This is a genomic window from Desulfitobacterium chlororespirans DSM 11544, from assembly GCF_900143285.1.
GTDB classification, from domain to species: domain Bacteria; phylum Bacillota; class Desulfitobacteriia; order Desulfitobacteriales; family Desulfitobacteriaceae; genus Desulfitobacterium; species Desulfitobacterium chlororespirans.
On the sequence record NZ_FRDN01000013.1, the window covers coordinates 137,098 to 151,145 of the forward strand.

Below are 14,048 nucleotides of genomic sequence, written 5' to 3' on the forward strand. Positions count from 1 at the left end.
AAATCCATGCTCTGGATTTTGTACCGCTCGGACCAGACGGAGCAACTCCCGGAACCCTAGGTACACTTCCTACTGTTATAATACATTCTTTCATTTATAACTAAGTTTATAATACACAGTTGGCAGTGTCAACCCATTTTGAAAAAGTCTTGTCAAAGAAAAAAAACCATATTATAATGTCCACAATGCAAACACATTTGTTTTCACAAAATGGATTGGAGGAGAATTGATGCAGATCGTTAAGATTGGACTGCTGGGTCTCGGAACCGTCGGCAGTGGCGTAATTCAGATCCTTGAGCAAAATGCTAACGATATACAGAACCGTTCCCAAAGTCAGATTAAAGTCTCCAAGGTCCTGGTGCGGAACCTTAAGGCTCCCCGCTCAATCGCAGGGGATTTTACCCTGACCGATCAGGCCGCCGATGTTCTCTCCGACCCCGACATCAGTATTGTCGTCGAAGTGATGGGCGGCATCGAACCGGCCAAAACCTATATATTAGAAGCTTTTAAACAAGGAAAGAATGTGGTGACCGCCAATAAGGATCTTTTGGCCCTGCATGGACAAGAGCTTTTGGATGCGGCTAAAGAAGCGGGCAAAGACCTTTATTTTGAAGCCAGTGTAGCCGGCGGCATTCCTATTATCGCCGCCCTGAAGCAGTCTCTGGCCGGAAATAGAATCTCTGAGGTCCTGGGGATTATTAACGGTACCACCAACTATATTCTGACTGCTATGACCGAGCAGGGCCGGGACTATCAGGAAGTCCTGACGGAAGCTCAAGAGTTAGGTTATGCGGAAGCCGACCCCACCGCAGATGTGGACGGCCTGGATGCCGCCCGCAAACTGGCCATCCTCGCTTCTATCGCCTTCAACTCCCGGGTCACCGTAAACGATGTCTATGTGGAAGGAATTGCTAAGATTACCTCTGAAGACATCGCCTATGCCCGTGAGCTCAATTCCACCATCAAACTTCTGGCTGTGGCTAAAGCTCAGGCCGACGGCATCGAGGTTCGTGTCCATCCTGCCTTTGTCCCCGACAGCCACCCCCTGGCTGCCGTCAGCGGGGTTTTTAATGCCATCTATGTGGTGGGAGACGCCGTTGGCGAAACCATGTTCTATGGCCGGGGTGCCGGTTCACTTCCCACCGGAAGTGCCGTTGTCTCCGATATCATTCAAGTGGTCCGGAATATCAATGCGGATTCTACGGCTAACATTAATTGCACCTGTTACAATGAATTAGCCATCAAAAGCGAACAGGATTTCAAAAGCGCTTTCTATATCCGACTGCGGGTCAAGGATGAACCCCGGGTGCTGGCTACCTTAGCCCTCCTTTTCGCCGAGGCCGGAGTGAGCTTTGCTTCCATCATTCAAAAACAGAAAAAACGCCAGGAAGCGGAAATTGTTCTGGTCACCCACCCCACTCAGGAATCCTGCTTGCGTGAAGCTCTGGATTCGGTCCGGGCCTACAGCAAAGTGCTCTCCATCCACAATGTAATCCGTTTTGAATCCGGCGAGCATTATGATTAAGCCCTGGGCGGAAGTCAGTAAGAATTAAGGAGGATCATCATGGTTTGTGTCAGAATACCGGCCACCTCTGCCAACTTAGGGCCGGGCTTTGATTGTCTCGGTATGGCCCTTTCTTTATACAATGTTGTCCGGATAGAACCCAGCGATGCTTTTCAGATCACCTTAAAAGGGGATTATACTGCAGACATCCCTGCGGATGAGACCAATCTCGTTTGGCAAAGCATGTGTACTTTATGGGAGGCCATTGGCTTTGAAATACCAACGGTTTCTTTGGATTTGGAAAACAACGTCCCCCCCACCCGTGGCATGGGAAGCAGCTCCGCAGCCATCGTCGGCGGCTTGGTGGCGGCCAATGAATATGCGGGAGGAGTCTTAAGCAAACAGGAAATCCTTCAGATCGCTAATCGGATCGAAGGGCATCCTGATAATGTGGCTCCGGCACTTTTAGGGGGAGTTACCCTGGCCGTCACCACAGAGACCTCAGTCATTGCCAGGATAGTGCATTCCCAGCCTCAATTCATGGCCTTAGCCATCGTTCCGGACTTCTATCTATCCACCGAAAAAAGCCGCAATGTGCTGCCTGTCTCCATTTCCCGGGCAGATGCCGTCTATAATCTATCCCGGACAGCCCTGCTGGTGGAAGCACTGATCCATGAGAACTACGAGCTCCTTAAGGAAGGTATGCAGGATCGGCTGCACCAAAACCAGCGGGCAAGCCTCGTTCCCGGTCTTGGGGAAACCTTGCAGGTGGCACTGGATTCCGGGGCCTACGGTTCCGCTCTCAGCGGCTCCGGCCCTACCATTCTTGCCCTGGTCTCTTCCGATAAGGCTGAGCAAGTTTCTCAAGCTATGGTGGACTCCTTGGCAGCTCATGGCTTAACAGCCAAGGCCTACCTCCTTTCCGTCGACTCGGAAGGGGCTGCAGTTATTTAAAAGGTTATCATCCTTATAGAATAAGCCAAAATTCGTCCTGATTTTGACCGGTTTGATAGAAAAGGCCGTTGCCAAGTGAACTTTAAAGTTTAAGGTTCCTCAGCAACGGCCTTTTCTTATCGGGCAAATTACCAACCGGTTGGTAATTTGGCAAGAATAAATATTGATATTCAGAAAATTAATATTGATTATCGATATATTATTTGATATATTATAAGCAAATACAGTTTGAATACATTTTGGAGGAGGAACTAATTATGAATTCCGCAGAGTCGGTATCCAAATTCCTTATAACCCTTCTTAATATAACCATTTTTTTCCTGGTTCTTTTAGCTTTTGCCGCTTCTAGTCAATCTTTCCTTGATCATTCAACTGCAGGGTTAGATCTGATCATCAGCACGCTCTTTACCTTTATCTTTTGCGGCATTTTTATTTTTATGATTTTCAAATTGAAATCAATTCTTTTAACGGTTAAGATTGGTGATCCCTTCTGTCCGAATAATATTAAAAGCTTTTACACCATAGCCATTAGCATTTTCGTATTGGGAGCATTCGATCTGATAGGCAATCTGAATTCCCATCAAGGGATTATACTTATTGGCACCCCCAATTTTGTGATCAAGGCTACTTCCTTTATCTATATACTTTTAGGCTGTCTGGCCTTAGTTTTAGCTGAGGTATTTAAAATGGCCTATAAAATAAAAGGGGAAAACGATCTAACTATATAAAGGAGTACGCCATGCCTATTTTAGTCAATCTTGATGTGATGATGGCCAAACGCAAAATTTCCCTTGCTGAATTGGCGGAAAGAGTGGATATCACCCAGGCCAATCTCTCCATCCTCAAAAACAATAAAGCCAAAGCCATCCGTTTTTCAACCCTTGAAGCTATCTGCCGGGAATTAAACTGCCAGCCTGCCGATCTGCTGGAATATTATGAAGAGAATAACAGTGAAGCCAATTAGATTCATTTCGAATACAGGCTTGACGAGGATACTCCTCCGTCAACGGGGAAAGCACCTCCTGTTATGTATCCGGCCTCCTCGCTCACAAGAAAAGCCACCATGTTGGCAATATCCTCCGGTTCCCCAAGCCGCTTTAGGGGCACACGCTCCGCACAACGGACAGCGGCTGCTTCATCGGGAAAACTCTTTTGCAGGAGAGGGGTATCGATTGGCCCCGGCAACACACAATTGACCCGCACTCCGCAATCCGCATATTGCTGGGCAAGGCACTTTGTCAGCATAATAAGCCCCGCTTTTGTGGTGCAGTACAGAGGAGATGTCAATTCGGGCACAAGTCCCAAACACGACGCGATGATAATGACCGAGCCTTGTGCTTCTTTGATTTTAGCAAGAGCATTGCGTGTCATCAGATACGTTCCTTTAATATTGATATCCACCATGTTGTCTATTTCCTCATTGGTGGTATCCTCCAAATATCTCTCAAAATAGATCCCTGCATTGTTCACTAAAATATCCAGTTGCGGGATATGGGATAGTGCTGACTTAATTTGGCCATCATCGCGAATATCAACATGATAGAACGGAAACTCCTCCGGCGGCTTTTGAATATCAAAGATAATGACCTCTATCCCCGCCTCTTTCAGCCTCCCGGCAGTAGCCAATCCCATTCCGGAACTGCCGCCTGTGACAACCGCCACTTTTTTACCTTCCATAACCATCACCTATCATCAAAGAAATTCCTGACTGTGAAAATATATTATATCACCGGCAATATGTCTTTAAGCTGCAGCAAATCCGCAATAATATAATCAATCTTCACATCAGAATCCGTGTTCTTATGTTTTGGATTATACCAGCAAGAGTCCATCTTGCTGTTTTGAGCCCCGACCATATCCGCTTCAAGGCTATCGCCGATGAGCAGCACGTCCCTGGGCTCCAACCTGCTTCTTCTCAAGCACTCCTCAAAAAATCGGACACTGGGCTTTTCATGGCCGATATGGTCAGAGACAAATACATCTGTAAAATAAGGCAATAAGCCGGCTAGCTCCAGACGTTTCAGCTGGGTTTTCAAAATACCGTTGGAGGTCACAAAGAGTTGGTAGCGAGCGCTTAAATAGCCCAGGGATTCCGCCGCATGGGGTTCAGTGAAAAACTCTTCCGCCAATCTCTCCTGAAACATCGTCTGCAAAGGGATATGGGAGTTCCCAAGCTTTAGCTGTTTAAATAATTCCTGAAATCTAAGGTTGATAACATCTTGAACGGTAAGTTCGCCTTGTTTTTGCCGAAGCCATAATCGCTGGTCTATGCTGCGGAACAGCTCGTAAACGGTGTCATTGTAGTCCATACTGAAATGACGGAATGTCTTGCCCAGTGCTTCCCGACTGCACTGTTCGAAATTCAGAAGGGTATCATCCACATCAAAAAATAACGCTTTATACACTGAGCTATCCTCCTGAGTTATCTATTTTCGCCAATAGCCCCCAAGGGTTTATTTCATCTTTAGTATAACAGGTATAGCTTCTCAGACGAAGCGCTTTTGAGCGTTCATGTTTTACCCCGTTCACGAAAGGCCCATCCCAAATACGACGGCACTGTCGTATTTGGGATGGGCCTTTGCTTATGCTAGGGATATTTCGCTCCTGGTCTATCCCTTTTTCATCTCATCCAGATATTTAATGGCGCTCAGAGCCGCCGTTCCTCCTTCCCCTACCGCCTTGTTCAGCTGATAGGGTTGTCCGGAGCAGTCTCCGGCGGCAAAGAGTCCCGGAATACCGGTCTCCAGCTCCCGGTTCACCTTGATGGCGCCTTTCTCGATTTCCAATCCCGGAACGATCTGCTCCGCCGGCAGGCTTTCCCGGAGCACGAAGACACCGTCAACTGAGATCTCTTCATTATCCAAGACCAGCTTTTCTACCTTTTGGGTGCCGGAAATCTCCTTAACCCTGGCTTTCTTTTGAATGATTCTGGAATCAAGCTGCCCTACCTCTTTGTAGAAAGGCAGATAATAGACTTCAGCGCAGATCTCAGCCATGAAATTGGCTTCAGCTTCTCCTTCGTGGCTGTAGGAAACAATGGCCACCTTTTTCCCTTTGTACAAAGGTCCGTCGCAAGTGGCACAATAGCCCACTCCCCTGCCCAGAAGCTCCGTCTCCCCGGGAAGAAGCTTGGTAGGCGATACCCCTGTGGCCAAAATCACCGCATCGGCTTCAAAGGATTCATTATTGCCGACCAGGGTGAAAGGCGGTCCGGGATAAATATTGAGAACTTTCCAGGGTACAACCTCAATGCCCATGGCTTTTACGTGGTTTAAGAAATTCTGCCGCAAGTCCTCCCCTTTGATTTCATGAAAACCCAGGTAATTATCAATCTGGGGAGCTTTAGCTAATTTAGGACTGCAAAAGTCACTTCCCAAAAGAATAAAGTCTTTATTTCGAATTTTGGCATTTAAGGCGGCAGACATCCCGGCGGGACCGCACCCGACAATAGCCAGTTGATAACGAGATTTTAATTGAAACCCTTCACTCATCTTCTATAACCTCCTTTGTTATCTTTATCATATTCTCCAGAAACTATCGGAATCCCTTTTCTCTCAGCAAGACCAATTTTAAGATTATTTAAAGCCAACCTTTTACAATAGTTAGTATCGGCAAAGACGATGAGCACCAACCATAAAAATTTTAATTGTATCGGATTAATCTTTTATGCTAAAATTTGTTTTACTGTGTTTAATCATTGAAGCCATCACTAAACTTGAGAAAAGGGAGAGACACCATGATTTCTTTTATTCTGACCTTAAAACGATTACTATCCGCTGTTTATCGCATAATGAAGGAAAAAGCCTTTAAATCTTTACTGGTATCCTTGGCATTGATTTTGCTTTCCGGCACTCTTTTCTATAAACAAGTCGAAGGATGGTCCTTGCTGGATTCTTTCTATTTTGCTTTTGTCAGTCTCATTCCCACCAGTGTCTCTACCGGTTTTGTTCCCCAAACCGATCTGAGCAAGTGGTTCACGATGATTTATCTTGTTGTCGGTGTCGGGGTTATGCTAATGATATTAATCATGATCGGCTTTGCCGTTGTCAATTTTGAAAAATCGGAGCAGGAAGAGCTTAAGCAGAAAATAGTCGATAAGATGGATTAGGACTTCTCATCCAGCAAAAAACCACGCTTCATTTGAGGCGTGGTTTTTCATCTTCCGTGTTCAAGTCATTCACTTGAGCTGCTCTGTGCGAACCGACTCTTTAACATGACTTCTTCCCCCATTATAGGCAGCCAGGACCAGCTCGATATAGCTTTCACTCAGTCCCGAAAAGCATTCTGGAATTTACGTGTCAGAGCTCCGCGCTTTTCCAGATGGGCCAGGCAGGCGCGCAGGCAGCCCTGACCGACGCACAGCCCGGCAGGAGAGTGGAAATACTGCTGGGCGTTGCGGGCATAGCTTACCTTGTCATTGACATTGGCTGCGATTTCCTCTCTGCTTGGGCGCGGTTTTCCGTCTGCGGTATGGGTTTTGGTGCCGTCAATGATATTTTGCGCATAGGCCTTGACTTCGTCCGGTGCGAAGGGGCTGAGGGCCCCGCTGCCATGAGCAAGAGCGCATTTCCCTTCGTCCAGGGAGAAGCGTTTGATAAGGGTTACATTGGGGACATCCACGTCGTCCTTTTCGTTGCTGAGCAGGGCTTTGGCGGGGCAGTGACGGACGCATTCCCGGCATCCGTCGCAGATGGGCGTTTGCAGGATGGGACTCGGCGTCAGCGGGGCGTCTGTGATCAAGAAAAAAATACGCTGGGCAGGGCCGAATTCCGGTGTCAGCAGAACGCGGCTGAGACCGATCTGCCCAACGCCGCACAACACACCCGCGATGCGGTGATTGATAAAAACATCCGGAGCCGGCTTTGCCGTACCGTCCCCGCCCAGGGCCGGCTTTCCCGGAGGAGTCGTTAAACGGCCGCTGCTGTACATCACGGTGGTTGCTTCGTAGCCGTGATCTTCAATAAAGCTGGCCAATTTGCGCTGCACCATGGGAGCAAAGATAGTATTGATATCTGAAAATCCCGTCAAGGTGTAGGCACTGAAGTAGGTGCCCTCTTCCACACCGCGATAGGAACCTCTGTGGACCCGAAAACCAATGCAGATCACTGATTTGGCTTTGGGCATAATTGTTCGGGGATGATTTTCAACAGGCGCATGATCCCAGCGGTCGATGGAGCCGATGCCAACCAGATCCGCTCCGTATTCACGGGCGGCGCGCTTTACCTCTTCTGCTTTTAGCATAATCACACCTCTGATCTTAAAAATGGTTGGATCCCTCATCGTAGGGAAACAGCGGCGTTGACAGGTACCGCTCACCGGTATCCGGCAGAAGCACAACGATTTTCTTGCCTTCCAGTTCTCTTCTGGCCGCAATCCTGGTGGCCGCATAGAGGGCGGCGCCGGATGAAACCCCGACCAGGAGTCCTTCCGATTTCGCCACTTCTCTGGAGGCTTCAAAGGCTTCCTCGTTTTTGACCTGGAATATTTCATCCACGAAGCTTGGATTGAATACTTTGGGAATAAAGCCGGCGCCAATTCCCTGAATAGCATGTGGGCCCGGCTGTCCGCCCGAAAGAACGGGAGAATTATAAGGCTCAACAGCCACAACCTTGATTCCTGGATTTACCGCCTTCAGGGCTTCTCCTACGCCGGTAACCGTTCCGCCCGTACCTACTCCTGCTACAAAGACGTCTACCTTCCCTTCGGTATCCTTCAGTATTTCCCTGGCTGTCGTCTCCCGGTGAAAGGAAGGGTTGACCGGATTGCTGAACTGATCGGGAATAAACGCTTTACTTATTTGTTCTTTTAATTCTTCGGCCTTGCGGATGGCACCGCCCATGCCCTGAGTGCCCGGCGTCAGCACCAGGTCCGCGCCCAGCGCCCGCAAAAGCCGCCGTCTTTCCACGCTCATGGTATCCGGCATGACCAGGACAATCCTGTATCCCTTGGCTGCCGCTACAAAGGCAAGGCCGATGCCGGTATTGCCGCTGGTCGGCTCAATAATCGTCGTATCCTGATCGATAGCACCCTGTTTTTCGGCATCCTCGATCATGGCGTAAGCGATTCTATCCTTGACACTGCTCAGTGGATTGAAGTATTCCAGCTTGGCGATGATTTCAGCGAATAGGTTTTTGCCTTTTGCATATCGGTTCAAGCGCAGCAACGGCGTTTTTCCGATTAAATCCGTCAGATTATCTGCGATTTTTGGCATAGGGTTCCTCCCTCTTTCATTGTTGTGTCCTTACAGGCAAGGTTTTTCAAGGTGGTCAGGTGCCTCCCCAGTCTCATGGCGTATCCGCTCCGTCCCGCCAGCGGAAGCTGCGCTTTTCAACCTTTTCAAGAGTATAATTGAGGGTTACGCCAAACACGGCCATGACGATCAGGACAGCGTACATTTCCGGGATTTTAAAATTGGACTGATAGAAGAAAAGAGCATAGCCAAGCCCCTTGCTGGCCCCCATCATCTCTGCGGCGATCAGGATCAGGATGGATACGGTGGCGGAGATGCGCATCCCTGCAAAAATATAAGGCAGGGATGCGGGCAGGACAACGGTTCCGAAGAGCCGCAGGCTGCCGACGCCCATGGAGCGCGCCGCCTTAATAAGCTGAGGGTCCACATTGCGCACACCGGCTATGGTGTTGAGGAGGGTCGCCCAGAGAACCCCCCACAAGATGACCATGGTTTTGGAAAACTCCCCGATGCCGAAGAACATGACGAATACGGGCAAAAGGGCCAGGGTAGGCATGTTCCGGAACACTTGGAGAAGAGGATAAAGGAACACCTCTGCCTTTTTAAACCATCCGATGACAAGCCCCAAGGGAATAGCGACAAACATTCCCAGAGTAAAGCCGCTGAGGGAACGCATCAGACTGATTGAGCAGTGTTTCCATAACTCACCGCTGGCGGCCAGGCCGTATAATGCTTTAATGACCTTGGAGAACGGGGGGAAAAACACCGGATTGAAAATCTCAAGGCGCGCGCAGATTTCCCATATCAAGATGAAGACAATAATGGCAAGGGATGAATTGAACAGGTGGGTTGCCTTTTTTGTAAATTCTTTCATAGATCTACTTCCCTATCGCTTACTTTCCTATATTGGCATCGGACGCGGGGATGTCCTCGGGGACAAATTGATTGGTGTAAACCTCTTCGGGGCTGATATCCCCGTGTTCCCAAAGACCCATCGTTTCGGCGATCTCAAACCAATCCTCGATATACGCCGGGTCGATGCTTTTGTTTTGGTCAAAATTGTTGGAGCTTAAATCGGCCGGATCCAGCTTCAGATATTCACCGGCCTCTTGCTTGGCGTAATCCAGGTTGTTATTCACAAATACTCTGGCGCGGTACATGGCGTTGACAAATCCCTGCACAACGTCGGGATGAGCTTCGATAAACTCATCGGAGAAAGCCCGGGCTGAGAAGCCTGCTCCAGGGCTATGGAAAATATCCCAGCTTGTAGCAAGCAGACGCACATCACCTTGTCTGAGCGCCACACCGCCATAAGGTGTATGGGAAGTGGTAACGTCGATCAGTCCCTGAGTGACGGCCTGTTCCGCCTGACCCGGCTGGTTCATCGTCACAAATTCAACGCTGTCAGGATCAAGACCCTTGTTTTTAAGATAATACTTGATGTATCCGTCCGTGCAGACTCCGCTGAAGCTGACGCTCACCTTTTTCCCCACCAGATCGTCCAACGTCTTAAGGGGACTGTCTTTTTTGACGAGATACATGATATGGGGGTTATCAGCATCGTCCACAAAGCCGGGGGCCACCTGGGTTATCTTGACACCTGCCAGACGCGCCTTCGCAATATCCGCCGGGTGTCCCTGAGTAACCACATCGATAATTCCCTGGGCCAGGGCCTGATATTGGGTCACCCCCTGTCCCAGGGAACCGACATACTCGATTTGAATGCCTTCGTCTGCAAAAAATCCCAGCTTATCGGCGATGATAGTGTCGCTGAAGGTGGTCTGCGTAACCACTTTAAGTACGAAAGGTTTGCCCTCCGCTGTCGCTCCCGGTTCTGAAGAACCCTGGGGTGCCGGCTGAGGGGCACTTGCCGACGAAGTGCAGCCTGAAAGTACCAGGGTCAGCGCCATGAAGAAGGTGAGGACGAGAGAGCTGAATCTTTTTTGTTTTAAAAGGGATTTTTTCATTTTAATACCTCATTTCTTGGTCATTGCAGTTTGCATGTTGATTAGGTTACAAAAGCGCTGAAGGAGAAATTTCATCAGCAATGCTCCCATGGCTGTGATGTTTCCCGGGTTGCTCCACATCGTTGAGAATTTCCCAGATGAATCGGGTGATGGAGCTGTAGTCGGCCGAAGCGCGCATATCTCCTGCAGTGCGTGGACGGGGAAGATTGATATCCAGGATTTTTTTAATTCTGCCCGGATGTTTGGTCATCACCACGACCCTGTCCGAAAGCAGCACAGCCTCCTCAATGCTGTGGGTGATAAACAGAATGGTTTTTTGGGTTTTTTCCCAGATGCGCAGAAGCTCATCCTGGAGAACCTCCCGGGTCTGCACATCCACCGCCGCAAAGGGTTCATCCATCAGAAGAACTGCCGGATCATAGGCAAGGGAACGTGCGATAGCAACCCTTTGACGCATCCCACCGGAAAGTTCATTGGGATAGCGGTTTTCGAAGCCGTTCAGCCCCACAAGGTCGATATATTTTTTGACAATAGCCTCCCGCTGCTTTTTCGGTACACGCTTGACTTCCAGGCCGTATTCCACATTCCTCTTGGTGGTGCGCCAAGGGAAAAGGGCGTATCCCTGCATGATAAAGCCGCGGTCCAAGGCAGGACCGGTAGCCCGCTTGCCGTCGATATAGATTTCACCCTCCTTTGACTTGGTAAGTCCTGAAACAATGTCAAGAAGAGTGGATTTCCCGCAGCCCGAGGGACCGACGATGGATACAAATTCCCCCTGCCGGATGGACAGGCTGAAATTTTCCAGTGCCACAAATTCCTCCACACTCTTTTGTCCCGGATTGCGTATAAAGAAACTTTGCCTAAGATCCTTGAGCACGATTTTAGCATCTTCTCCGCTGTTTGAAGCCGAACCTCGCTTCTCCACCGCTACTGACATATACATTCTCCCTTTCATAAGTTTTCTCTGGATAGCTCCGGACGTTAATCCGGAGCCCCCCTCCTTTTTTAAGCGGGCTCAACCAGCCGCCCCCTCTCCATAATCAAATGTCGATTGCCGTATGGGATAAATTCAGGATTATGGGTGACAAGGACGATAGCCACACCGCTCTTCGCTACGGAGGAAAAGAGCTTCATGACCTCATCCCCTGTTTCAGGATCAAGATCTCCCGTCGGTTCGTCCGCCAGAAGCAGAGTCGGAGAGTTGATCAGGCTGCGGGCGATGGTGATTCTGCGCAGTTCTCCACCAGAAAGCTCTCCGGGGTAGGCGTTTCTCAAATGGGGAATGCCCATTTGCTCCAGCAAGCCCCGGGCCCTATCCACAGGCCCTTGCCCCGGGCGGTAAAAGCGGAACGGCAGCAGCACATTATCGAGAACGGTTAAATTTGGGAGCAGGCTCTGGCCCTGGGGAATGAAGCCAATCTGTTCGTTGCGCAGCCGGGACAGCTTATCGTCCCTGAGGTTGGAAAGCTTCCGTCCGTTGAAAACAACCGTTCCCTGGGTTGGGGGCAACAAACCGGCCAGCAGGTTTAAAAGCGTACTTTTACCGCTGCCCGAGCGCCCTGTTATCAAGATAAAATCCTCTTTGCCAATGGAGAGACTGACATCGTTGAGGGCTAAAAATGGTTCTCCGCCTCTTCTATATTCCTTTTGGAGGTTTTCAGCCTGTAAAAGCATTGGTCAATCACCTCCCGGCCGGAGCGCTTTGTCCGTCAGGCTGCCTATTCTGGCCGAGGAAACAGCTGAGGTAAGAAGCCCCACAGCAACCGCTATCACAAATCCGCTCAAACTAATGACGAGGCTGCTTAAGTGCCCGGGTGTTACATAAGGCAGTGATAGCTCCCGTTCAATCAGCGGACGGAATGAAAAGGCCAGAACACCGAATAACAACACACCCGCCCCGGCTCCCGTTATACTGGTCAGGAATGTTTCCGTCAGGATCAAATAGGTCAGCCATTTTCGGGAAGACCCCAGCGCTCTGTAGACGGCAAACTCCCGTTTTCTTTCATTGAGCGTGACGGCAAATACAATCATCAGAACCCCCACGGACACCCCCCACAAGATGATCAGCAAAGCGAAACAAAAGGTGAGCAAGGCGTTGATATGCTGGGTCAGGCTGCTGATCATGTTTTTCGTGAAGATGAATTCAAGCCCGCTCCCCCTGTATTTGTCGTTGATATAGCGCTGAAATTCGGTGGTATAGCCTCCAGGAATATCGGCGGTCACCACGGATACGGCGTGAGTCTGATCCGGGATCTGAGCATCAGTGTAATAAACGTATTCCTTAAGGGCCGCCCTGGCGGTCTCCATGTTGAAAAAGACTGACGTGTCAAAGCCCATACCTGTTTGGTCAAGCTTGGCGACCACCTGATAGTAGGAATCGAAAAAAAGCAATTGATCCCCGATATCAGCCTGGATATTCGCGCCGATCACGATATCTTTGAATTCCAGCTTCTGAGGCCTGGCGGAAGACAGCCACGGCCCAATCACGAAGTCGGTATCAGGATCATAGCCGATGAGCTGTACAGGAAAAGCGCAGTGCTCCGAGTCCAGGGTGGCGATAAAAAGCTGTGGCGATGCTTGGTCGAAGTCGCCGCTCTTAAGCACTTGCTCGGCCCTATCCCCATCAATATAGAACGTACTGGGTTCCCCCTGGAGCAATACACCTTCCGTTTTCTGTTCATAGCCTTTCGGCACAACGAGCACATCCGCTCCCAGCCGGGAGGAAACACTGTGCAGACCGTTGAACAGGCCATAAGAGAGCATCCCTCCGGCAATCAGCGAAAAGGACAGAAGAGTGACAAGCACAATCAGGCCTATGCTGCGAAATGGCCTCCGGCGCAGGTTTTTTAAGGATAGGTCAATCAAGCTCGGAGGAAACGTGCGCATCAGGAACAGACTCCTTCCTGTATTTTACGAAAAGAAACCCGGTGCTCCCGGCGGAGATGATGATGGACAGGATAGTAAGTATGTTCAGGGCCGGAAGAGTTACAACCCGGCAATCCATAGTCGCCTCTCCGCAGACCCCAATCAGAAGATTCGGGATCAGAAAAGCCAAAATACTATTGAGCAATACTGCCAAACTAAGTCCGGCCAGAAGGGGTGTGCTTTTCAGAAAGATGACCGCTGCGCCCAGCAAAGCAATGACTCCCCCCACGCCAATAAGAGCTCGTGCCGTCCAAAAGCAGGCTGTTGTTGTGCCGTGATGCTGTTCGCAGATCTTGAAAATATACTGCGGACCCAAAGCAATGAGGATACCCAGGATAAGAATGAAGATGCCAAGCGCCAGCCGGGAAGTTCTTTTCATACTCATTTTGCCCCCTTTTTCACCTTTGACTGAAATGAGCTGGCTTGCCAAATAAAATAACCAGAGGACTTTGTGTTGTTCAAGCAACACGCGGGCCTCTGGTTTTTCCAGTCAACTCATGACATACAA

At 49.6% G+C, this 14,048-nt stretch carries 16 protein-coding genes; 5 read left to right on the plus strand and 11 right to left on the minus strand.

Features of this window, described 5'->3' with window-relative positions:
- Positions 1–229 precede the first annotated feature (229 nt).
- The 4 genes from BUA14_RS20035 to BUA14_RS20050 all read left to right on the plus strand — a co-directional run bounded on the left by BUA14_RS20035 (position 230) and on the right by BUA14_RS20050 (position 3,422).
- Positions 230–1,525, plus strand: coding sequence for a homoserine dehydrogenase (locus BUA14_RS20035; protein ID WP_072774215.1), 1,296 nt, complete (start codon positions 230–232; stop codon positions 1,523–1,525).
- 39 nt (positions 1,526–1,564) lie between these two features.
- Positions 1,565–2,458 (plus strand): homoserine kinase, encoded by an 894-nt coding sequence (gene thrB / locus BUA14_RS20040; RefSeq protein ID WP_072774216.1) that lies wholly within the window; start codon positions 1,565–1,567, stop codon positions 2,456–2,458.
- Between the two features lie 257 nt (positions 2,459–2,715).
- Positions 2,716–3,186 (plus strand): DUF2975 domain-containing protein, encoded by a 471-nt coding sequence (locus BUA14_RS20045; protein WP_072774217.1) that lies wholly within the window; start codon positions 2,716–2,718, stop codon positions 3,184–3,186.
- A gap of 11 nt (positions 3,187–3,197) precedes the next feature.
- Positions 3,198–3,422, plus strand: coding sequence for a helix-turn-helix domain-containing protein (locus tag BUA14_RS20050; protein WP_072774218.1), 225 nt, complete (start codon positions 3,198–3,200; stop codon positions 3,420–3,422).
- 2 nt (positions 3,423–3,424) lie between these two features.
- Here the strand turns inward: BUA14_RS20050 and BUA14_RS20055 are convergent, their stop codons facing one another.
- From BUA14_RS20055 to BUA14_RS20065, 3 genes are all read right to left on the minus strand, one after another.
- Entirely contained in the window at positions 3,425–4,135 is a 711-nt protein-coding gene (locus BUA14_RS20055) for an SDR family NAD(P)-dependent oxidoreductase (RefSeq protein WP_072774219.1), read from the minus strand.
- Positions 4,136–4,179: 44 nt separating this feature from the next.
- Positions 4,180–4,863 carry a YjjG family noncanonical pyrimidine nucleotidase gene (locus tag BUA14_RS20060; RefSeq protein WP_072774220.1) on the minus strand — a complete coding sequence of 228 codons (684 nt, stop codon included), beginning with the start codon at positions 4,861–4,863 and terminating at the stop codon, positions 4,180–4,182.
- 204 nt (positions 4,864–5,067) lie between these two features.
- Positions 5,068–5,949, minus strand: a complete 882-nt coding sequence (locus tag BUA14_RS20065) for an NAD(P)/FAD-dependent oxidoreductase (RefSeq protein ID WP_072774221.1) — start codon at positions 5,947–5,949, stop codon at positions 5,068–5,070.
- 245 nt (positions 5,950–6,194) lie between these two features.
- On the opposite strand from BUA14_RS20065, the gene BUA14_RS20070 reads away from it, so the two are divergent.
- Positions 6,195–6,566: a potassium channel family protein gene (locus BUA14_RS20070; RefSeq protein ID WP_072774222.1), complete on the plus strand. Its 372-nt coding sequence runs from the start codon at positions 6,195–6,197 to the stop codon at positions 6,564–6,566.
- Between the two features lie 158 nt (positions 6,567–6,724).
- Here the strand turns inward: BUA14_RS20070 and BUA14_RS20075 are convergent, their stop codons facing one another.
- The 8 genes from BUA14_RS20075 to BUA14_RS20110 form a co-directional block, all read right to left on the minus strand.
- Entirely contained in the window at positions 6,725–7,699 is a 975-nt protein-coding gene (locus BUA14_RS20075) for a (4Fe-4S)-binding protein (protein ID WP_242954700.1), read from the minus strand.
- 16 nt (positions 7,700–7,715) lie between these two features.
- Positions 7,716–8,669, minus strand: a complete 954-nt coding sequence (gene cysK / locus BUA14_RS20080) for a cysteine synthase A (RefSeq protein ID WP_072774224.1) — start codon at positions 8,667–8,669, stop codon at positions 7,716–7,718.
- 73 nt (positions 8,670–8,742) lie between these two features.
- Positions 8,743–9,522 (minus strand): ABC transporter permease, encoded by a 780-nt coding sequence (locus BUA14_RS20085; protein WP_072774225.1) that lies wholly within the window; start codon positions 9,520–9,522, stop codon positions 8,743–8,745.
- A 19-nt stretch (positions 9,523–9,541) separates the two neighbouring features.
- Positions 9,542–10,615, minus strand: a complete 1,074-nt coding sequence (locus tag BUA14_RS20090) for an ABC transporter substrate-binding protein (protein ID WP_072774226.1) — start codon at positions 10,613–10,615, stop codon at positions 9,542–9,544.
- 46 nt (positions 10,616–10,661) lie between these two features.
- Positions 10,662–11,552 (minus strand): ABC transporter ATP-binding protein, encoded by an 891-nt coding sequence (locus BUA14_RS20095; protein ID WP_072774227.1) that lies wholly within the window; start codon positions 11,550–11,552, stop codon positions 10,662–10,664.
- Positions 11,553–11,620: 68 nt separating this feature from the next.
- Positions 11,621–12,289 carry an ABC transporter ATP-binding protein gene (locus BUA14_RS28575; protein ID WP_072774228.1) on the minus strand — a complete coding sequence of 223 codons (669 nt, stop codon included), beginning with the start codon at positions 12,287–12,289 and terminating at the stop codon, positions 11,621–11,623.
- A gap of 3 nt (positions 12,290–12,292) precedes the next feature.
- Positions 12,293–13,501 carry an ABC transporter permease gene (locus BUA14_RS20105; protein WP_072774229.1) on the minus strand — a complete coding sequence of 403 codons (1,209 nt, stop codon included), beginning with the start codon at positions 13,499–13,501 and terminating at the stop codon, positions 12,293–12,295.
- On the minus strand, positions 13,473–13,919 hold the full coding sequence (locus BUA14_RS20110) for a DUF4418 family protein (RefSeq protein ID WP_242954701.1): 447 nt from the start codon (positions 13,917–13,919) through the stop codon (positions 13,473–13,475). The genes BUA14_RS20105 and BUA14_RS20110 overlap by 29 nt, the downstream gene beginning before the upstream one ends.
- Between the last annotated feature and the right edge of the window lie 129 nt (positions 13,920–14,048).